Origin of the sequence: Paenibacillus sp. JDR-2, from assembly GCF_000023585.1 — a bacterium.
Classification (GTDB): Bacteria; Bacillota; Bacilli; order Paenibacillales; family Paenibacillaceae; genus Pristimantibacillus.
This window is the reverse complement of record NC_012914.1, coordinates 404947-426107: the sequence shown is the minus strand read 5'-3', so window position 1 is coordinate 426107 and position 21161 is coordinate 404947. Positions and strand designations below refer to the sequence as shown.

The following is a 21161-nucleotide window of genomic DNA, read 5'->3' as shown; positions in this document are numbered from 1 at the left end:
GTCTCGGGCGTGTCCAACATTACCCTAAGGTCCCGTAAGGACCTTAAATACTCCATGACTGCCGCTTTCCGCCGACTTTTGCGCCTTCTCCCACGCCTAAGGTCCCTCAGGGACCTTAACGACCCTAACCAGCTGCTATTTCCGCAGCTTAAGATCCCTTAAGGACCTTAAATACTCCATGACTGCCGCTTTTCGCCGACTTTTGCGCCTTCTCTCACGCCCTAAGGTCCCTCAGGGACCTTAACGACCCTAACCAGCTGCTTTTTCCGCAGCTTAAGGTCCCTTAAGGACCTTAAATACTCCATGGCTGCCGTTTTCCGCCGACTTTTGCACATCTCCCTATGCGCCTTCCGGCGCGGGAGACGTTCCTGTCCCGATGCTCTTCACGGCGCGTGCCGGAACGCCGGCAGCCAGCGTGCCGGCGGCGACCGGCTTATTCACAACGGCGCCGGCAGCGATTACCGAACGGGCGCCAATCTCGACGCCGGCCAGGATACGAACGCCGCAGCCAACCCACACATCGCGGCCGATCCGGATAGCCGAACCCATGACCGGGTTATCTCGGATCGGAAGCGACGGATCGTTCCACGTATGCTGGAACGAGACAACCGAAGACTGATGCGCGATCGATACTTCGTCCTCAATGATCAGTCCGCCATAAGCATCGATGTAGCATTGCTTATGGATGCTTACATTCGAGCCAATGACCAGCCGTTCCGGATAACGGAGCTCTACCGAGCGTCCGATCAACACGTTATCGCCGCAGCGCTTGGCCATTCTTCTCAGCAGGACGTACCGCATTGCGACGCCCGGCAAATCCGGCAGCCAGTCGCTCAGCACCCACATCCACTGCAGCAGCGGTCTTGGCACCGGCTTCAGCGCGGCTTCCGCTACACGCAGCAAGCCGCGGAACCGGCCGAACTGGTCGCGGCCTCTTTTTTTCGTCTTATGGACCGCACTCCGTTCCAATCGATCTCCCGTCCATTCACCTGCCCTGCGTCGTTGTTCTTGTTCACCCATGTCCTTGCGCCCCCTTTCCGCCGGCAAGCCTTTCATGCCAAGCAGGTGCTGCCGCACCTCCAGCCGGCACGCGAGCAGCTTCAAGCTGCTTCGACTCGCGGTCTTGTTCAGCCTTCAAAGACTGAATTTTCCGATGTTTCAGAATAAAGATTCTGCGGCACCACATAATGGCGTAGGCAGCAATCGTATAGAGAACCGGCAGTACCGGCAGCTTTTTGCGAACCATGTTGTCCCCTATCGTCCCGACGCCATAGTCCAGTTCCCGGCCTGTAATCGTGACATAACCGACTAGTACCAGCGTGCAGGCGTAGGTGAAGATAAGCGCCGCTGCCATCAGATAAAACTTTCTTGTCTCCTTGTAGACGATCGCCTGATAGACCGAGATCATGAGGATAATGCCCATAAACACCGCTTCCAGTGTCCGAAGCAGCAGCTCCGGCTCCCAGTTGCTGAAGTTGATCGGATTCGGACTGATGAACAGGAAGATCGACAGCATCGTAGCGTTAATGATGCCAAGCGGCCCGATTTGCAGGAACAAGAGACCAGCCGCACCCGCCATGACGCACAGAGAAGTGCGGACCTTCTGGGTGTACAAGAAGTAAAAACTCAGCGTATAGATAATCGCGTAATCTCTCAGCCCCGTCGCGTAGAGGATGACAAGGATGAACAGCAGCCATCTCTTGCGAACGAGCAGCTGTGCCCCAAGCAGTCCCAGCCATACGCAGGTAATGTCTTTTGCGAACAAGGAGGACATGTACATCAGCGACGGACTAAGCATTAATCCAACCACCGAGACGATAATAAAAGGCTGCCTCGCGTTCTCCGGATCCGGAAGCTCGTACCCGAAGCGGCTTGCGTTCAGCTTATACGTGCTGTTGACGATCAGAATGAGCAGCACCGTATTGAACAAAATAATCGCCAGCGGATCGTCCAGCTCCAGCCATTTGAAGAATGGCATATACAGCAGGCCAAACACCGGGTACGCGGAGATGTTCATCCAGCTGGTCTGAATCTGCTCCATGGCATACGGCATAAATTGCGACAGCTTCTCGAAGGTTGTCACCTGCTCGTAATAGTGGATCTCGTCCGGCCCAGCCAGCGGATTAACGGTTGCCGCATAAATCGCTTTGCCCGCCAGCGTAGCCGTAAAGCTCACCATTAGCAGCACCGGCGCATTCGGCCAGCGCATGAGCACGAAGAACGGCAGCAGCAGCCCGCTGTAAAGTATAAGCGAGAGCCTTTCATCCGCGGCAAAAGCCCACTTCGCCGTCAGTATCAGCAGAACGGAATAACCGACCAGCATGATTTTCCGCGTATCGACTAAACGGTCAGCCTGCATACAGACGCTCCAGCTTTTCCGCGCTTACGCGGATATCGTAGCCGCGCTCGCCCAGCGCTGCCGCTCTTTCCTGCCATTCCCCGCCGCCCCGGGCTCTTCGCTCGCCGATGCTGGCCATTGCTTCCGCCCAGCGCTCCGGCGGGTCATTTAGCGCAAGTCGCTCGATTAAGCCGATTCGCAGATCCGCTTCTCTCGGTACCGTCTCGGAGATCAGGCACGGCACGCCAGCAGCCTGCGCTTCAATGAGCACGATGCCAAGTCCCTCATAGAGCGACGGCAAGACAAAGGCATCAAGCGCCCCTAGCAGCTCCGGTACATCCTTGCGGAGCCCAAGAAAGTTGACTTTGTCCGCTATCCCAAGCCCGCGCGCCTTCTCTTCCATCTCCGGCCGCAGCGGTCCGTCTCCGCAGAGCAGAAGACGGGACTTCGGATGCTGCTTCACCAGGCTTGCGAAGCTGTCCAGCAGCAGTGCGTGATTCTTCTGCTTGCTGAACCGGCCGATATGGCCAATCAGCAGTTCATCCTCTGCCGCGCCAAAGCGGCGGCGAAGCTCCTCGCGGTTCTCCTGTACAAGCGACTCGTAAGGAGCCAGCGTAATGGCATTCGGGAACACGTCCACGCGTCCGTCCTTCCAGCAGCCGTTTCCGAAGAGAGACTCGCATGCCGCCCGAGAGCAGCCCAGCATATTGGTCGAGTGGCGGCTGATCAGGCTGCGCATATAAGAGCGGTACAGATTGCGAACCAGCGATGTTGACTTGCTGTCGCTCGTGTTGTGACTGTGACTGATCCGCACCGGCACGCCAAGCTTGTCCGCCAGCTTAAGCACATAACCGCTGAAGCCGAATACATGACTGTGTACCGCGGCGTAAGGACCGTATTTGTTCATGTTAGCCGTCAGCTGCTTGCGGAAGGAACGGATTCCGTCCTTTGGCGGCGGCTGAACGAAGATGGTTCCCCCCAGCGCCCGAATCTCGTCATCGTAGAAGGAAGGCTCCGGCGACTGTACGGCAAAATGAAATTCATATTTGTCCCGGTCTATGTTCCGGTATACATTCATCAGCAGCGTTTCAATGCCGCCGGGATGCATGCGTCCAACGACATGCAGCACTTTGATTTTGGTATGGCTCATGGCAGTATTCTCCCGATATGTTCATAGAGCTGCAGCTTCTTAGCGTCAATGGCCGGTCCCGAGTCCGCCATCCGGCCGTCCACCGCCGCGGCAAGCTGCTGCCTGCTCTCGCGGAAGTCGATCAGTTGGCTCTTCATGCCCAGATCGGCGAAAATATTCTCAAGCTTCCGGTCCCAGATCAGACCGTACGTCGGCTTGCCCATTGCAAGCGAAGGAATGCAAGCATGAAGCCGCTGCGCAATAACGGTATCGCAGGCAGCAATCGTGCCGACCAGCTGTTCTACCGTTGTCGGATACGGAGTGAACTCGACGCCCTTCAGCCCAGCCAGACGCGGCTTCACAAACTCCTCGACAAACGCGTTATCCGATGCCGCGCCGTTGGTGAAGAAGCTAACGTTATGGCCCGCTCCAATTGCGACCTTTGCCGCCTGCAGCCACCAATCGGCGCAAGCCTCGCGCTCCCAGCGGAGCTCGCAGTGACGGTTCATCTCATGCGGATCCATTACGCCAAGGCCAACCTTTCGCCTCCCTGGCTTCTCCTGCCCCGCCGCTGCCTCCGTCAAGCCAAAGGCCTCCGGCGTGAACAGTGCGGGGTCGGCTAAAGTAACCGTCTTGACCGCAAGCTTCGGATCAAGATCAATCAGGAACCGCCGTGAATCTTCATCCCGCACCGCAATCGACGTGGCATAGCGGCAAGCCCCAAGCAGCCAGCGTTTGGCCTGGGTGCTCCAAGGCCCGCGCGCGCCAACAAGCAAAATATGAAGCGGCTTGCCTTGGCGCTTCGCCTCATCCGCTACGCGGCGGACAGCCAATGGGAACGTCCAGTACGTATCGATGAGCAGATGCCCGCCCCCGATAAATACTGCTTCCGACTCCTCAACAGCCTGCTGAAGCTCGCGGTTCAGCTTCTCGTTCTTGCTGCGATGAATCCAATACGCCTTCAGGCGCCGGAGCAAATCCGGCGTCATCTTCTTGCTTGAGCCGGCGCTGTTCAGCTTCACGGCCGGTGCCGAAGCATATTGCGCGGCCGCCGATGCCGGAGGGCCGGCTAACGCATAATGCAGCCCTCCCCGGGCCGAGTAGATCGGCATCGATTGATCGCAGCGGCCGTCGAGCAGATCGAAATGAATAACCTGATGTTTGCCGCGCATGGAGATAATCCGGTTTAACGTATAAGCGATGAGGCCATCGCCCAAATTCGGCGATTTCGGAACCCCCGCCAGCAATACTTTCTTCACGAGTAATTCCCCCTCTTTCTTGCGAATGACAGGCTTGGCGCCCAAGCCAGCGTCTGAACGCCCGGTTTGCGTCTGACCAGCAGCACGGCCGCCGAGTTCCAGACGATAATCGACAGCGTAGAGGCGAGAGCCCCGCCAAGCATACCCATTGTTGGAATCAGCAAAGCATTAAGCGCCGCATTCAAGATCGCAGCGGCTATTAACACTTTGGTGAGCGCGTTCTGGCGTCCGGTCATCGTAGCGACGGTGCCGTTCTGCCCGCAATAAGCGCTAAACAGCTGGCCGAAGGCCAGAATCAGCAGGGACGGATAAGCCTTCGTGAACTCCGGACCAAACAGTCCAAGCGTCCAATGGCCACGTACGACGAAATAGGCAAACACAACCGCTGCGAAAGCAAATCCGATCCGTCCCGTCCGGATGCATACCCGCTGGAGACCGGCCATGTCGCCTTTTGCATACTTTTCGGATACAAGCGGCGATGCCGTCATATTCACGGCGGTCAGCATAAACGACACCAGGACGGCCAGCCGGACCGCTGCCGAGAACAAGCCCGACTCGGTCTCTCCCCGCATAAAGCCCATCATTAACACGTTTAATTGTCCAAGAATCAAATACATGCCGGCATTAATCATTAACGACGATGATAATCGCAGCCAGCCTCGTGTCTCGTAGTTCGGCTTGATCGCAGCCGTCTGCGTGCCAATCCGCTTCTTCAGCACAATCGCGCCAATCACGTAGGTGACTGCCGTTGCTATCGCGAAGCATAGCAGCGCCATCGCGGCGCCAAGCTTCACGCCGGCAGCGCCAAGTGCCGCGACAAAACCAATCGTTAGCACCGGGCGGATAATCTTCTCCGGCATTTGAGCGAATAACGCATCCTTCATCGCCTGCAGCGCGCTTTGGCGCAAGGTAGCGAGAGTAAGTAGCGGAATCGCGGCAAAGCCGGCGATATAAGCAATCGACTTGGCGTGGGCTTCGCTTCCGCTTTGTCCGCCCCTGCCCCAGTCCATCAAGGCAACAACGGCAATGCCGATAAGCGCGGCAAGAACGGAGAGCGTGAAGCCAATCTGATTGCTCCGGCGAAGCAGCCCTTTGATCAGCGGCCAGTCCCCTTTCACCCGATAGGCGGAGACAAGCTTTACCGTTGCGGTATCAAAGCCAAGCTTCGCCGGGAAAACCATAAACGTTACGACCGTCGTTACAAAAGCATATATTCCGTAATCTTGAACGCCGAGCAGCCGGGCAAGCGCAATCTGAAGCAGCATTGCCAGCCCCATCCCAACGGAGTTGATCAGGAAGCTGGCGCCTCCTCCCCGGCTGAGCCGCGAAGTAATTAGCGTTCGAATGGAGCCCGCGCCCGTGCTTGCGCTTGAGGCGCTGCCCTCCTTACCGCCGAGTTTCATGCTGCACACTCCTCAAAAACATTAGTTAACTGGGTTAGCCGGCAGCCGTTGCGCTGCCATTGCGGTAGGTTGGTACCAGATGCTGCAGAACCGCGCGGATATCATCCGGATGCTGGCCGAGTACCTTTTCCATCTTGCGAATCTCGAAATCAAGCTCTTTACGGTTGAGCTGTACAGGTCTGCCGATAAAGATCCGGTTATGCTTCGTGGAAGAAAGACCTTCTTCATTCGTCAGCAGCTCTTCATACAGCTTCTCGCCCTCGCGCATGCCGGAGAACGTAATGTCGATATCGACATGCGGTTCGTAGCCCGACAAACGGATCAGGTCGACGGCCAGATCGTAAATCTTGACCGGCTTGCCCATATCGAGGATAAATACCTCGCCGCCCTTGGCGAACGAGCCCGCTTGAATAACGAGCTGAACGGCTTCCGGTATCGTCATGAAATACCGCACCATCTCCGGATGGGTAACCGTCACCGGACCGCCTTTGACAATCTGGTCCTTGAAGCGCGGAATAACGCTGCCGCGGCTGCCAAGCACGTTGCCGAAACGTACGGCTACAAACTTCGTATTGCTGTGCATGTCGAGGGATTGAATAAACATCTCGGCGATCCGCTTGGTTGTACCCATTACGCTTGTCGGGTTAACGGCTTTATCCGTCGAGATCAGCACGAAGCGTTCCGCTCCGTACGCGTCTGCGCATTCGGCGACGTTTTTTGTTCCGAATACGTTGTTCTTAATGGCTTCCGCCGGGTTGCGTTCCATCAGCGGCACATGCTTATGCGCTGCGGCATGGAAGACAACCTGCGGCTTGAATTTGGCAAACACTGCGTCAATCCGCGTGCGGTCCTGTACATCGGCGATAACCGTCTCGATAGCCAGTTGCGGGAATGCGCTGCGCATTTCCATTTCAATCGTGTAGATACTGTTCTCGCCATGGCCAAGAAGCAGCAGCTTGCTTGGTTTGAAAGGCGCGATCTGGCGGCAAAGCTCGGAGCCGATCGAACCGCCCGCTCCCGTTACTAGAACGACTTTTTCCTGTACGTATCCGGCAATGTGCTCGAGATCGGTACGAATCGGGTCCCGGCCAAGCAGGTCCTCTACGCTGACATCGCGCATGCGGCCTGCCGCGCCGCGGTTATCAATCATATCCTGAAGATCCGGAACGATCTTCAGCTTCGCTTTTGTTGTTTTGCAAAGGTTAACCAGCTCGGAGATTTGCGTCTTCGATACCGAAGGCATCGCGATAATAATCTCGTCGATATGATGCGATTCCACAACACAAGCAATCTCCTTGCGGTTGCCAAGAACCTGCAGCCCCAGGATATCCATCCGGTGCTTGTACGGGTCGTCATCAATAAATCCTACCGGCGTTACGCTAACGCCGTCGTTCTGCATCATTTCCTTCGCGATCAAGGTCCCGCAGCTTCCTGCTCCGATAATTAGCGCGCGGCGGCCGCCGGCCGGTTTTCTCACGCTGTATTTATCGCAAAAGATACGCCATGCAAGGCGCGGAGCGGTAAGCAGCAGGAAAGTGCCTGCCGCGTGATGCAGCATAAGCAGCGGATGAGCTTCTCCCTGCATCACCCACCAGGCAGCAAACGGAACAACAGCCGAGATCAGGGCAACCTGCAGCAGGCAAAGCATGTCCGAAATACCGGTATACTGCCAGATCCGGCGGTGAAGACGGAGCCGGTGGAGCCGCCAGAAGCCAACGACTGCCGCTAACGCTGCATAGGACAACCATGCAACGGCCCCGCCTTGAGGCACCGAAGGTTCAAGCGCGTACGCGATGGCGAAGCTGGCAAGCACGGCTGCCAGATCCCCCGCCACAATAACTTTTGTCCGATAATGAGCCCGCATTATTAATTCCTCCTAAAATGAATTACTGTACCAAAGGTAACAAAGCTACGTTTGTGGTAATTCATACTTCGTAAGCATCAGCTTTTCCCTTTGTGTTTATCTATATATGGTTCTGCTTTAGAGTCTGATTCGTCTCACGTCCGATCGACATATTCGTAATAAGGTCCCGCTTCGCGATGAGCGGTCTGGTTAAGCGCGATGCCAACGATTCTGGCCTGTACGAACTTCAGGGCATTTTTCGCTTTGATGGCATGCTGCTTTTTGCCGGTGCGCGCATTGACGACCAGCAGTACGCCGTCGCATTTGTTTGCGACAACCTGCGCATCCGCTACGGCCAGAACCGGCGGAGTATCGATCAGCACCATATCGTACTGCTCGCGAAGCTTTCCAAGCAGTTCTTCCATCCGGGAAGATCCCAGAAGCTCCGAAGGATTTGGCGGTACCGGCCCGGAAGGCAGCACATCCAGTCCCTTAATGCGGGTTTCCTTGATGACTTCACTGAGGTCGGCCTGCCCGGATAACACATGCGACAGTCCCGTCCGGTTGCTGAGTCCAAAGTTGTAATGAGACGTTGGCTTCCGAAGATCGGCATCCACCAGTATGGTGCGCCGCTCCATCTGCGCATAAGTAACGGCCAGATTCAAAATGGTTGTCGACTTGCCCTCTTCCGGACCCGCCGAGGTGACCATCAGAAGCTGCAGCGGACGGTCCGTCTCAGCGTATTGCAGGTTCGTACGCAAGGTACGGTAAGCCTCCGAGATCGGGGAGGTCGGGTTGGCATCGGCAACGACCGGGCGAAGCTTAAGATCACTGCGAGACATTGTTTTTCTCCCCCTCCTTTCCTATCGTGGTTTTGCCTATGGCCAGCGCCTTCGGCTTCAGATCGCCTTGCTTAATATTCGGTATGGCTGCCAGCGTAGGAAGGCCAAGATACCGTTCCACGTCGCTTTCCGTCCGTAATGTATCGTCAAAGTAATTAAGAGCCAGTACCAGCGTGATCGACAGCAGGAAGGCGGCGACAAATCCGATAGCAATGTTTAGCTTGGTCTCCGGCTTCACCTTCACCGGCTGATCGTTGGAGTCGGCGGTATGAAGGATATACACGTTGTCGACCTTCATGATGAGCGGAATCTGCTGCTGGAACACATAAGAAACGGTATTAACGACTTGCGCCGCTCTTTTGTAATCCGTGTCCAGATAAGAGATGGTAACCACCTGCGTACCATTCACCGAGCTGAACCGGATATTATGCATCAGCTGCTGCGTTGTCAGCCCAAGCTCAGGATGCTTCTTTACCACCAGGTCCATAATGGCCGGGGTCTTGATAATTTCCTTGTACGTATTAATTAAACTTAAATTCGTGTTGATCATATTCAGATCGAGTTTGAATGATCCCGCCTGACCCGCTGTCGAATTGACGATCAGCTTCGTATAGGCTTCATAGACGGGCTTCATCACCCAGGCGCTGTAGGCTCCCGCCGCAGACGCACCAAGTACAGTCACGAGAACGACCAGCCAAAGCTTCTTCCGAATGAGCCACACTATTTCCTTTAAATCCAGTTGGCTGCTCAAAACGACAATAACCTCCATCCCTTTCCATCAACATTCGACTTTGATTATGTCACAAGGGTTATGGGGACATAGAGGGAAGAAGGTAATATTTTCAAATAGGAGGCATTAATCATTTTTTGTCTATGCATTACATGCTGATTTTCCTAACGTTTCATATTTCTAATCAAGAATTAATCGTTAAACATAAAAATTTCCAGTAATTTTTATGTTTATCACATGCAAAAACGATGTTTATCCAGGTATTCCATGCACAACCTAAGGCACAGAAACAGGACGGCCGGGAAAATGGCGTTGCGCCGCATAGTAACAGGCTTTCGCGGGGATGGAAGGATAGGGGAATTGCTACAGACAGTCGCATTCAAAACCTTAGGCAAGGGACTTTCGCCATAAAGCTATCTAATAATCGGGATATTGCCCGGGAGGGTAAAAAGGATAAGAGGATTCTCATATTCCCTAACCCTCCCGATTTCCTGCCCGTTGACCTAGGTTTGCCGCTAATTCAGAGTCCATTGGCCCCTGAAAAGGCAAGTTCGGGCTTTATTTGAGTTGTCGGAAGAAGGCCTTTCCCCTATGAAACAGATAACCGACCGATAATTCCGACCGTTTTCATAGAAAATAACCTCTTTTCCGCTTCATTCCCGCCTTTGTCTATAAACCAATTGTAAAATAAGCTAGTCCAGCGGTAGGACGATGGGTAATGGACTCGACGGCCGAAGCGTTCCGAACTACGGTCCCGTAGTCCGCCAGGACTGATGTTCGCGACAAAATGTAACCGTTTCCAACAGGTGCTTAACATTCCGACATCACTCTGCGGTGTACTATCTTCCCCCTATCGATTGCGGTTTTACATATAAAATAAGCCCAGCCGGATCGTTGAACGACCCAACTGGACTTGTTTCTTCTATATAATAGATGAAGGAATTGTTAATTGCTTGTTTCGATTCGCGGTGTTGGACCAGATGCTTCGCTTGCGGCAGTCGTCGCAGGTTTGCCCCGGCGAACCAGGAACGTAACCGACAGGAAGCCGATCGCAAGCATAGCGGCAAGGACAAAGAGGGCTGGAACGATATGATCGCCAAAACCTTTAGGCGAAGTGATGGCACCGCCGCTTTCGAAGATCAGCCCGCTGATCGCTACGCCAAACACGCCGCCCAGTTCACGGGATGCATTGCTTAAACCGCTGGCTTCACCGGCCGCATGCTCGGGAACAGACGTCAGAATACCGTGGGACAGCGGCGTAAAGCTAAAGCCCATACCCGCGCCGGCAGCAACCATCGCCGGAGCGATATAGCCAAACGGGAAGATAGCGCCCTTGCCGATAATCATAAGGGCAAAATAGATCATAGCCGCTGTCTGGAGGAATAGACCAAAGAGCAGAATCTTTTTGGAGCCGTATTTGCCAACGAGCAGGCCCGCAAGCGGTGCGCAGATCATCGTGCAGACGGTCCAGACCATTTCTCTTACTCCTGCTCCTAGAGCCGAATAGCCTTGTGCTTGCTGCAGAAACAATGTAAGCAGGAAGATCGCTCCAAAGATACCCGCATTCATCCAAAAGCCCGCCGATAGGTAGGCGCTGTAAGTCCGGCTTTTGAAATATTCGAATTGAATAAACGGCTGCTTCCGGCTGCGCTCCCAGAAGTAGAAGCCAAGCAGCAGGACCACGCCGCCTGCAATAGCACCCCATACGTTAAAGGCATCCCAGCCTTCCGAGTTGCCGCGCATTAATCCAAACACGATGCCGAACAAAGATACTCCGAGAAGCACAATCCCCGGCAGGTCCAGAGGCTTGCGTTCTCCCTTCGACTCCGTCAGCCACAACGCGCCAAGGATAACGGCAATAATACCAACCGGTACGTTAATCCAGAAGACCATTTCCCAAGGCGCGCCATTAATAATAATTCCGCCGACCAACGGTCCAATCGATAGCCCTAGTCCGGAAATGCCGGACCATAGGCCGATAGCCGCGGCGCGTTTTTCGGGAGGGAAGGCCGCATTAACAAGCGTTAAGCTGAGCGGAATGATAGCCGCGCTGCCTATCCCCTGCAGCGCCCTCGAGAGCGACAGCTCGATCGAGCTGGTACTGAGGGCGGAAGCAAGCGAGCCAAGCGTGAACAACACGATACCGAGCAGGAATATTTTTTTTCGTCCAAAACGGTCGCCAATCGCGCTGAACGGAATAAGCAGCACCGCAAAAGCTAAGGTATACGCATTGAGGAACCATTGCAGATCGGACATGCTGGCGTGAAATTCCTCCTGGATCGATGGCAGCGCCACCCCGATAACCAGATTGTCGAGCATGGCCATAAACAAGGCGATACAGGTAACAACAAGCAGCCGAACACGAGAAGCGGTAGAAACCATGTTTAAATCTCTCCTTTTTTTGGTTTTTTATTTATTGATTAATAAATACAAGCATAAAAAAATATAGATTTAGATGGGATGGCGGATCAGATGCATGCTTGCTCCTCCTTCTGTTAATTATTTATTAATCAATAAATGAATAGCCTTTAAAAAAATCCGCTGTGAAGTAAACGGATTTTTTCACGCAGCCGGAATGGCTTGGGTTCGGATGTTACTCGGTGTGGCCCAGTTGTCCCAAATCGCCAAGTATGGGAAGCTCGAGAATCTCGGACATGGTAATGACCATCCCGCAGGCGATAAAGGTTGATGCTTGCTGGCTGGGATTCGAAATCCCTGCCCGCTCGAACCGTTCTGTGATCAGTTGATGCACCTCGGCGAATCTCTGTTTCACGATCACGCGGACGTTCGGCTCCGGTGTCGTATAAGACTGCATGCAGAGCAGCGTCTCATCGCGATGAGTGGCCATCAGCTCGTTGAAAGCTTCCCCCATATGATGGTGGAGCATTTCCGCTGGGGCTTCTACCTGGGAGAAAGCATGCAGCAATCGCTTCTGCGCTCTCTCGAGGACAGCGAGATATAATACTTCCTTCGATTTGAAGAAGTGAAACACGTAGGGCTGAGTGACCCCAACCTCTGCAGCAACCATAGCGGTTGTTGTCTTGTAGTACCCGTTATTCGCAAATAGCGAGGCAGCTGCATCTAATATCTGTTCTTTCCGATTCGTTACAGCGTGGAAGTCTTTTTCTCTTGGCGTCATAGGCAACCTCGTTTATTTATTTATCAATAAATTACTGTATAGGATTGGAAATGTCAATAGGCTCCATCGAGGAAAATTTCTTTGACATGTAAAAAGCCGACGTCCGTCGGCTTTTTTTGATGGTCGAACGGTAAGCTGGCCTCGGCGTGCAGGCGCTATAGCAGGGAATTTGCCTGCTATTTGGCTTGTTTGCCCAGCGTTCGGGCGTACAGACTGCTGCAAGACGGTTTTTCCGTCTTATTGGGCTACTTCTGTCCCATAATCGAGCGTCCGCTCGACCGTAACACGGTTTTTTCCTCTTATTCAGCCACTTCATTCTCGTGTTCGCGCGCACTCCCTGCTGCAAGACGGTTTTTCCGTCTTATTGAGCTGCTTCTGCTCCACATTCGTGCGTCCGCTCCACAGTAACACGGTTTTTTCCTCTTATTCAGCCACTTCATTCTCGTGTTCGCGCGTTCGTCCCGCTGTAAGACGGTTTTTCCGTCTTATTGGACTACTTCTGCCCCACACTCGAGCGTCTGCTCCACTGTAGCACGGTTTTTTCCTCTTATTCAGCCACTTCATTCTCGTGTTCGCGCGTTCGTCCCGCTGTAAGACGGTTTTTCCGTCTTATTGAGCTGCTTCTGCCCCACACTCGAGCGTCTGCTCCACTGTAGCACGGTTTTTTCCTCTTATTCAGCCACTTCGTTCTCGTGTTCGCGCGCACTCCCTGCTGCAAGACGGTTTTTCCGTCTTATTGAGCTGCTTCTGCTCCACATTCGTGCGTCCGCTCCACCGTAACATGGTTTTTTCCTCTTATTCAGCCACTTCATTCTCGTGTTCGCGCGCACTCCCTGCTGCAAGACGGTTTTTCCGACTTATTGAGCTGCTTCTGCTCCACATTCGTGCGTCCGCTCCACCGTAACATGGTTTTTTCCTCTTATTCAGCCACTTCATTCTCGTGTTCGCGTGTTCATCCCGCTGCAAGACGGTTTTTCCGTCTTATTGAGCTGCTTCTGCTCCACACTCGTGCGTCTGCTCCACCGTAACACGGTTTTTTCCTCTTATTGTCCTTGATGCAGTTCGTCGAGCAGCTCCTCGAACCAAGCTGCTCGCTCCAGCCCGGCGGGGATATCGCCGACGCCGTCTTCGTCGCACCATGCGGTGGACAGCACCGCATGAGCGAAACCCCACGCCAGTAACCTGGCGTGGTCCAAACCAAGGGCGCCGCATAACAGCTCCACGCGGCGCCGGATCACTTCCCGCTGCCCCTTCGGCGGCAGCTGGTTCAAGAGCAGCGGAATCGTTCCGTATTCCGCTTCCCCAACCACACCCTTCGGGTCAATGGCCAGCCATCCCGGCCCGCCATGACCCGAAGACAAAATATTCCCATGGTGCAAGTCACCATGGAGCAGCAATAACCCGCCGCCGCCCTCTCCGAGCAGGCGGCGAAAAACTTCCTCCGCGCGGCCGACCACGCGCTCCGGCAGCGGCCCCGTGCCGCCGCCATGCCGCTCGCGCAGCCGGGCGAGGCCTGCGGCCCAATCCGCTACGGACGGGAATTCTCCCCCGTCCGGCGCGGGAACCGCCAGCCGCCGCATCACCTCGGCGGCCGCCAGCACGGCATCGTCGTCGCCCAATCCCGACGACGACAGCATCACTCCCGGCTGGACGCGCTCAATCAATAGCGCGCCCCGCTCCTCATCCGCGGCAAGCACGCGCACCGCGCCGCGTCCGTCATATAGCCGCAAAGCCGCCAGCTCCGTGCGGAACTCCCGGCTTGGCACGCCAAGCTTCAGCACGGCAGGCGTTCCGTCCCGAAGCACGGCCGGGGCTACAAAGTTAAACGACAAAACAAAAGGAGACGGCAATTCCACCGTCATCCCCCATTTTTCCTCGCAGTCCTGCAGAAGCTTATCGAAGCCCGCCAGCCACTGCTCGCCTTTTTCGCCGTGAACCGATCTGATCGTCTGACACAAATGCTCTGGAATCTGCATCATTCACTCTCCCCCGGCATTCTTACTCTCGCCATTTCACCGCTAGCTCTCTATTCGCCTACAGCTGAACCGGAATGACGCATACCGGCTGGGAAATCTCGATCGAATAGCCCGTATACACCGGCATACCCGACTCGCTAATGCGGAATACCGCTACATTATTGGTATCCTTGTTCGCCGTGATCGCGAAATGACCGCCCGGTACCAAGGCAAAATGCCGCGGATGTTTTCCTTCCGTCGACACATGTCCAACCAGCGTCAGCTGGCCGCTCTCCGCGTCCACCGCAAAGACGGCAAGGCTGTCATGACCGCGGTTTGAGCCATAGAGGAACCGGCCATCCTCGGAGATCGCGATTTCCGCAGTGCCATTGGCTTCAGCGAACCCTTCAGGCAGAGTCGATACTGTCTGCACGGCCTCGAGCGCACCTTTTTCCGCATCGTAACGGAAGGAATTAATAGTCGAATCCAGCTCGTTAATCACAAAAGCAAACTGACCATTCGGATGGAACGTCATATGACGCGGACCTGCGCCAGGCTGCACCACGGTCTCGCCGTGACGGACCAGCTTGCGGTTTTCTTTATCCAGCGTGTAAGCTACGATCCGGTCGATTCCGAGATCCGGTACAAAAATATATTGGCCGTCCGGGCTGAAGTTCGTGCTGTGCGGATGCGGCGTTTTCTGGTTCGGGTGAGGACCGCTTCCTTCATGCTGCTGAATATCGAGAATCTCGCCGATCTCCCCGTTATCCGTGAGCGACACAAGGCTGATCCGGCCCCCATGGTAGCTGCACAGCAATACAAATTCACTGTCCGCATCACGCTGGATATGGCAGGACGGCGCCGTAATGGCAAGCTTACGGTTCAATTGCGCAAGACCGCTGCCTTCGAGCGATAAAGCAACCGCATCGCCAACCTTCGCTCCTTCCGCATCCGCGCCTTCGGCAATGGCATACAGTCTGCTCTTTGCCGCATCAACGTTAAGGAAGGTTGGATTTTTCAATCCGGATGCCTGTTCTTTGAGAGTCAGCGTCCCTTCTGCCGTATCAAATTCATAACGGTACACGCCGCTGTTCTCCGCTTCCGCGTAAGAGCCGATAAATACTGTTAATTTGTCATTATGTAAGGTCATGAATAATATCCTCCTGCTTTTATAGAATGTTCCTTATATTGTACCCTCTCATCCGGCATAAACCAAGCCTTTCGCTCCGCATGGACAACGGCCCGAAATAAGCCTACACTGTTTTTAACGAATCCGTTATTTTACGAAAGGGGCGAAAACAAAAGTGGCTATCAACCGTAGACTGACGACTGATCCAGACTTTGAAGAAGCCGTAAAGCGAAAATATCCGGTACGCGTATTCAAGGACGACTTTATTGTGAACAACGGCGGCACAGTCATTCGTTTTGACGACAATATCGTTGTCATTCAGTCCAGCGTAAGCGACCTCGTCTACTATACAAGGGCGGAATGCGAGTTTTTTGAAGTCCGGAAAAAATGACAGCCGCCTTTATTTAGCGTTATAATTATTTTAGTACTAAGATGAAACAACCTCGCCGTCCAATGACGGCTGAGCGCGTTACACTTCGGAAAATTCTAAGCCCTATTAATAGTCATTGCTATAAATGCTTAGAATTTAAAAGATTAAAGGAGTTTGCAGCATGAGCGAAAATGGTAAAATACTCGTCATGACCGCCGTTGCGGTTGAACGGGATGCCGTTCTGCGCGGCCTTAACGGCGACGACCGCTTCGAGGTGATGGAAGCCGGCGTTGGTCCGGTGGAAGCCGCCGTCAGCACGGCAACGGTCCTGGCTTTGGCTAGTCCCGATGCCTACCGCCTTGTCATTTCCGCAGGCATCGCGGGTGGATTTAAGGAACGTGCCGAGGTGGGTACGCTAGTTGTCTCGAATGCAATCATTGCCGCCGATCTTGGCGCCGAGACGCCGGAAGGCTTCCATAGCGTGGACAAGCTTGGGTTCGGTTCCGCTCATATCGATGTTGATGGAGAGCTCGCCGAGCGTCTGACTTCGGCGCTTCAGGCTGCTGGACTGCAGACCGCTCTTGGCCCTGTCCTTACCTTATCTACGGTTACTGGCTCTGCCGAGACTGCAGCCGGGCTGGCTGAACGGATTCCCGGCGCTGCCGCGGAAGCGATGGAAGGCTTTGGCGTTGCCGCTGCTGCCCGCCGTGCGGGTCTGCCCGTGCTGGAGCTGCGCGCGATTTCGAATCCGGTTGGCCCGCGTGACCGCAGCGCTTGGCGGATTAAGGATGCTCTGCAGTCTCTCGAAGCTGCAAGCTCCGTATTACGGGAGGTTATTGTATGAAAATCGCTTTTTCCCCGTGTCCGAACGACACGTTTGTATTCCATGCCCTGACGCATGGTTTGGTTCCCGGTGCGCCGGAATTTGATGTGATGTATGCCGATATCGACATTACGAACAATCTGGCGGCAAGCGGCGACAGTGATCTTGACGTGCTCAAGATTTCTTATGCTGCTCTGCCTTGGGTATTAAAAGACTACGCGCTTCTTCCATGCGGCGGCGCTCTTGGCCGGGGCTGCGGCCCGCTTGTTCTCACAAAAGACAAGCTGGAGGACGCGTCCTACCTCAGCGGCAAACGAGTGGCCGTTCCTAGCGAACGCTCGACTGCCTATCTGCTGTTCCGTCTATGGGCAGCGCAAAATGTTCCCGGCGGCGTAGGCGAAATTATCGTAATGCCGTTCCATGAGATCATGCCTGCCGTACGCGACGGCAAGATCGACGCTGGCCTTGTTATTCACGAAGCCCGCTTCACTTATCAGAATTACGGCCTCTCCATGCTGGTTGACCTTGGCAGCTGGTGGGAATCCGATACCGGCCTGCCGATACCCCTTGGCGCCATTATCGCCCGCCGCTCGCTCGACCTCGGCGCCCTATCCAGCTGGATCGAACAATCCGTCGAGTATGCATGGAAGCATCCTGAAGCATCGAAGGACTATGTCATGCAGCATGCGCAGGAAATGGATCCTTCCGTTGCCCAGCAGCACATTAGCTTGTACGTAAACGACTTCACGGGCAACCTGGGCAGCAGCGGTTATGCCGCGATCTCAACCCTGCTGAACCGCGCAGCCGACGAAGGCCTCGTACCTGCGATCGACCCGGCTCTTCTCGAGTTCCCGGGTTAAAATAAACGAAAAAGAGCTGCCCACAAATCGGGCAGCTCTCACCTATTTCCTTACGATCCGACTACACGTCGGAGTCGTCCCATTTTTTCGAATATGCTTTCTTTGTGACCCAAAGGGTCATCCAGGTGAGCAAAACAACGATGATGGCAGCAAAAATCCAAACCCCAACAGGAACATTCATCTGCAACTACCCCCTTCTCGCCTATTACTACTATATTAACGGACAATACGGGAGCATATACAGTCTAAATATTAACAATTTGCAACGGTTTACACCGGAATCTGTCATTTGGAGGCATTCCTCCTCCTGCATAAGGGCAGACTATCGCTAAATCCCTTACCGGAAAGCGCGAAGGAACTCCACCGCCTTGCGGATATCCTCCTCCGGACGCTGTCCGACTTCCCGCTCAATCGTCAAATATCCTTTGTATCCAATCTCCTGCAGCGCCTTCAAATAACGGTCAAACGGAACGCCGCCTTCCCCAAGCGGAACCTCGCGGAATAAAGCGCCGTCGCTGGCCATATCGGCAATAATGTCATGACTCATCCCCGCAAAGCCCAGGTAGCCGTATACGACACGAGGATCAATCTCGGCCGCCAGCTTAATTCCGTCCTTCGCATGCGTATGCACGATATAATCCTTCAGCAAATAAACGCCCTGAACCGGATCATCGCCAGTCACCATAACCATATTGGCCGGGTCGAAGTTAACCGATACGCCGTTTGTCGTAAGCGAATCAAGGAAAGTCTTCAATCGAGCAGCGGGCTCTGGACCCGTCTCAATCGCGAAATAAGCCCCCATGCTGCTTGCGTAGCTGCTTAACTCTTCGCAAGAAGACTGCATCGCAGCGTAGATTGGCGAATTCGTATCGTCCGGCACGATACCGATATGCGTCGTTACGATGTTGGTTCCCAAATCAAGCGCCAGTTCGAGAATCCGCTTGGACTTTTCGATTTTGGCCGGATTAGCCTCTGCGTCCTGGAAGCCATGTCCCCCAAGATCGCCGCATAAAGCCGATATCGTAAGTCCAAGCGACGCAATGCGGTCCTTCAGCTCGCGCCGAGCCGATGCGGACAGATTGGCAGGATCGGTCTCGCCGCTTACCGCGTAGATCTGAACGCCTTCCGCTCCAACCTCAACCGCCTTTTTTACCCCTTCGTTTAAGCCAATTCCAAAGCTCTCGACAATTACGCCAATCGGATTGTTAATCTTTGTGTTCGCCGGTTCCGTCATGAGTTAGACTCCTTCCTTCGCTGCAGCGGCGGTTGAAGCCGCAGCCTCCGTATTCAAGACCACTTCTGCCCCAAGCGCCGCCGATTCATAAATCGCTTGAAGCATCCGCATCAGCTCAACGCCATCCTCTACCGGGCTGATCGGCTCGGCTTTGCCGAAGCAGCACTCAACAAAGTGAGCAACCTCCAGATCAAAGCTGTCCTGGAACTGGAACGCCAGATGATCCAGCTGCGGCTCGATATTCACGATTTTATTGAACTGCTCGGTTACGATCACCAGCTTCGGATCAATCTCGGCTCCGCCTTTGGTTCCGTAAATTTTGCTGCTCATTTCGTTCTGCGCGGCATGCAGCGTGTAGCTGATATCAACATACAGCGAAGCGCCGTTCTCGAAGCGGATGAGCGCATTCGCCATATCCTCGACATCGTTAAGCGAAGCGTCGTAATCCGCCGCTTTATAGAAGCTTAAACCTTCAATATGCGACCGGTTGCCCAACTTCCGGTACGTATTTCCGCTGACCGAAACCGGCTTTGGCTTGCCCATCAGATACCAGCACAAATCAATCATATGTACGCCGACATCAATCAGTGGACCGCCGCCCGAGCGTTCGGAATCCGCAAACCATCCGCCCGGGTTGCCTAACCGCCGGATTGCCGATGCTTTGGCATAATAAATGTCTCCGAGTTGTCCGCTCTCCGCATACTGCTTCACAAGCTGCGCCTGGTCGGCATATCTGCGGACGAAGCCTACAAGCAGCTGTTTGCCGGAACGCTGGACAGCCTCCTGCACGGCTAGTGCCTGCTCAACCGTCTTGGCAAGCGGCTTCTCGCATAGCACATGCTTGCCGGCATCGAGCGCGGCCACGGCAATCTCGGCATGGCTGTTATTCCAGGTACAGATGCTTACCGCATCAATCTCCGGATTCGCCAGTAAATCTTTATAGTTATCGTAAACATGGGGGATGCCGTAAGCTTCGGCCTTCTCCCGCGCGCGTTCCCCGTTCAAATCAGCGATTGCTGCAAGCTCTACCTCCGGATGAACCGAATAGCCATGCAAATGCGAGCCCGATATCGACCCTGCCCCAATAACTCCAACCTTTAATTTCGTCATTGCCAGCATCTCCTCCATGTTTCCTATAATCAGTTGCAACCTGCTCTATGTTCAATTTATCATGAGTATAAAAAGAGAGGAATGAACAGCATGGCTCAAATCATGGATTATATGATCAGTTCGCAGCCCCTTCGCATGATCGATTTAACGGTGGATCCCGCCAAGCTATCCGTTCGTTCTCTCGTTATTAGGAACGTAGGCTATTTACCCGGCCGAACGCATTTCCGGCAGGGGGCGGTTTTTCAATATTGGGCAATCGTTTATATCGCGGGAGGCTCGGGAACTTACCGCGTCGACCACGGAGAGGCGCAGCGGGTGACGGCCGGCAGCCTGTTCTTGTTCCAGCCCGGCTTTCATTACGACTACGGTCCGGACCCAGGCGGCTATTGGGACGAGTATTACTTTACCATCGAGGGGACGCGGTACCGGGAGTGGCTGGAGCATTGGCCGATCCTCCCGAACACGGTCATGCACCCGGGTGAGGACGCTTCTTCGCAAAACCGGATTGACCGTATCTTTGCGCTGATGGACAGCGGTACACCGGCCGATGCCGACCGCGCCGCGCTGACGCTTGAATCCCTTCTCTACGACTGGGTGCAGAGCTGTCAGTCCTCGCCTGCCGCACAAGGCAAGACGGCCCGCCTTGCCCAGCTCCTCGAAGCTTTGTCCGGCACTTTGCATGAACCTTTCGATGCGGCGGCTTTTGCCGAGCGCCATCATTGGGCGTTATCGACGCTCCGCCGCACGGTCAGCGAGTATACAGGCTTCGCCCTGCACGAATACGTCCATCGGCTAAAAATGGCCGAAGCCAAAAACCGCCTGCTCAATACCGAGCAGACGGTCAAGGAAATCGCCGCGGCGCTTGGCTACGGCGACGTCTTTTATTTTTCGAGGCTGTTCAAGAAGATTACCGGCGAAGCGCCCCGGCTGTTCCGACGCAACATGCGCTCGAAATGAAATAAGACCCCGAGAGGGTCTTATTTCATCTATGAGCACC

At 54.5% G+C, this 21161-nt stretch carries 18 protein-coding genes; 4 read left to right on the top strand and 14 right to left on the bottom strand.

Features of this window, described 5'->3' with window-relative positions; all coding sequences use genetic code 11:
• Positions 1 to 339 precede the first annotated feature (339 nt).
• From PJDR2_RS01950 to PJDR2_RS01890, 12 genes are all read right to left on the bottom strand, one after another.
• Positions 340 to 1020, bottom strand: coding sequence for an acyltransferase (locus tag PJDR2_RS01950; protein WP_012772360.1), 681 nt, complete (start codon positions 1018 to 1020; stop codon positions 340 to 342).
• On the bottom strand, positions 1013 to 2359 hold the full coding sequence (locus PJDR2_RS01945; RefSeq protein ID WP_012772359.1) for a hypothetical protein: 1347 nt from the start codon (positions 2357 to 2359) through the stop codon (positions 1013 to 1015). Before PJDR2_RS01945 ends, PJDR2_RS01950 begins: the two co-directional genes overlap by 8 nt.
• Positions 2349 to 3488: a glycosyltransferase family 1 protein gene (locus PJDR2_RS01940; protein ID WP_012772358.1), complete on the bottom strand. Its 1140-nt coding sequence runs from the start codon at positions 3486 to 3488 to the stop codon at positions 2349 to 2351. Before PJDR2_RS01940 ends, PJDR2_RS01945 begins: the two co-directional genes overlap by 11 nt.
• Complete coding sequence (locus tag PJDR2_RS01935) at positions 3485 to 4726, bottom strand: polysaccharide pyruvyl transferase family protein (protein ID WP_012772357.1); 1242 nt, start codon at positions 4724 to 4726, stop codon at positions 3485 to 3487. The genes PJDR2_RS01940 and PJDR2_RS01935 overlap by 4 nt, the downstream gene beginning before the upstream one ends.
• The gene (locus PJDR2_RS01930) at positions 4723 to 6129 is read right to left on the bottom strand and encodes an oligosaccharide flippase family protein (protein WP_012772356.1); all 1407 of its coding nucleotides are present in this window, start codon (positions 6127 to 6129) and stop codon (positions 4723 to 4725) included. Before PJDR2_RS01930 ends, PJDR2_RS01935 begins: the two co-directional genes overlap by 4 nt.
• Positions 6130 to 6163: 34 nt before the next feature.
• Positions 6164 to 7993, bottom strand: coding sequence for a polysaccharide biosynthesis protein (locus tag PJDR2_RS01925; RefSeq protein WP_012772355.1), 1830 nt, complete (start codon positions 7991 to 7993; stop codon positions 6164 to 6166).
• A 134-nt stretch (positions 7994 to 8127) separates the two neighbouring features.
• Positions 8128 to 8814, bottom strand: a complete 687-nt coding sequence (locus tag PJDR2_RS01920; RefSeq protein WP_012772354.1) for a CpsD/CapB family tyrosine-protein kinase — start codon at positions 8812 to 8814, stop codon at positions 8128 to 8130.
• A complete protein-coding gene (locus PJDR2_RS01915; RefSeq protein WP_012772353.1) occupies positions 8801 to 9565 on the bottom strand; it encodes a YveK family protein in 765 nt (254 codons plus the stop codon). The genes PJDR2_RS01920 and PJDR2_RS01915 overlap by 14 nt, the downstream gene beginning before the upstream one ends.
• Before the next feature lie 924 nt (positions 9566 to 10489).
• Positions 10490 to 11926 (bottom strand): MFS transporter, encoded by a 1437-nt coding sequence (locus PJDR2_RS01905; RefSeq protein ID WP_012772352.1) that lies wholly within the window; start codon positions 11924 to 11926, stop codon positions 10490 to 10492.
• A 211-nt stretch (positions 11927 to 12137) separates the two neighbouring features.
• The gene (locus tag PJDR2_RS01900; RefSeq protein ID WP_012772351.1) at positions 12138 to 12683 is read right to left on the bottom strand and encodes a TetR/AcrR family transcriptional regulator; all 546 of its coding nucleotides are present in this window, start codon (positions 12681 to 12683) and stop codon (positions 12138 to 12140) included.
• A gap of 1043 nt (positions 12684 to 13726) precedes the next feature.
• Positions 13727 to 14662, bottom strand: a complete 936-nt coding sequence (locus PJDR2_RS01895; protein WP_012772350.1) for an aminoglycoside phosphotransferase family protein — start codon at positions 14660 to 14662, stop codon at positions 13727 to 13729.
• A gap of 55 nt (positions 14663 to 14717) precedes the next feature.
• Positions 14718 to 15788, bottom strand: a complete 1071-nt coding sequence (locus PJDR2_RS01890; RefSeq protein WP_012772349.1) for a lactonase family protein — start codon at positions 15786 to 15788, stop codon at positions 14718 to 14720.
• Between the two features lie 154 nt (positions 15789 to 15942).
• Between PJDR2_RS01890 and PJDR2_RS01885 the strand changes: the two genes are divergently transcribed.
• The 3 genes from PJDR2_RS01885 to PJDR2_RS01875 all read left to right on the top strand — a co-directional run bounded on the left by PJDR2_RS01885 (position 15943) and on the right by PJDR2_RS01875 (position 17820).
• A complete protein-coding gene (locus tag PJDR2_RS01885) occupies positions 15943 to 16158 on the top strand; it encodes a hypothetical protein (protein ID WP_012772348.1) in 216 nt (71 codons plus the stop codon).
• A 160-nt stretch (positions 16159 to 16318) separates the two neighbouring features.
• Positions 16319 to 16981 carry a futalosine hydrolase gene (locus tag PJDR2_RS01880; protein ID WP_012772347.1) on the top strand — a complete coding sequence of 221 codons (663 nt, stop codon included), beginning with the start codon at positions 16319 to 16321 and terminating at the stop codon, positions 16979 to 16981.
• Positions 16978 to 17820 carry a 1,4-dihydroxy-6-naphthoate synthase gene (locus tag PJDR2_RS01875; RefSeq protein WP_012772346.1) on the top strand — a complete coding sequence of 281 codons (843 nt, stop codon included), beginning with the start codon at positions 16978 to 16980 and terminating at the stop codon, positions 17818 to 17820. The genes PJDR2_RS01880 and PJDR2_RS01875 overlap by 4 nt, the downstream gene beginning before the upstream one ends.
• 337 nt (positions 17821 to 18157) lie before the next feature.
• Here PJDR2_RS01875 and PJDR2_RS01870 read toward each other — a convergent pair whose 3' ends face one another.
• Positions 18158 to 19054, bottom strand: coding sequence for a sugar phosphate isomerase/epimerase family protein (locus PJDR2_RS01870; RefSeq protein WP_012772344.1), 897 nt, complete (start codon positions 19052 to 19054; stop codon positions 18158 to 18160).
• Positions 19055 to 19057: 3 nt separating this feature from the next.
• On the bottom strand, positions 19058 to 20164 hold the full coding sequence (locus PJDR2_RS01865) for a Gfo/Idh/MocA family protein (RefSeq protein ID WP_012772343.1): 1107 nt from the start codon (positions 20162 to 20164) through the stop codon (positions 19058 to 19060).
• 90 nt (positions 20165 to 20254) lie between these two features.
• Between PJDR2_RS01865 and PJDR2_RS01860 the strand changes: the two genes are divergently transcribed.
• On the top strand, positions 20255 to 21121 hold the full coding sequence (locus PJDR2_RS01860) for a helix-turn-helix domain-containing protein (protein WP_012772342.1): 867 nt from the start codon (positions 20255 to 20257) through the stop codon (positions 21119 to 21121).
• Positions 21122 to 21161 lie beyond the last annotated feature (40 nt).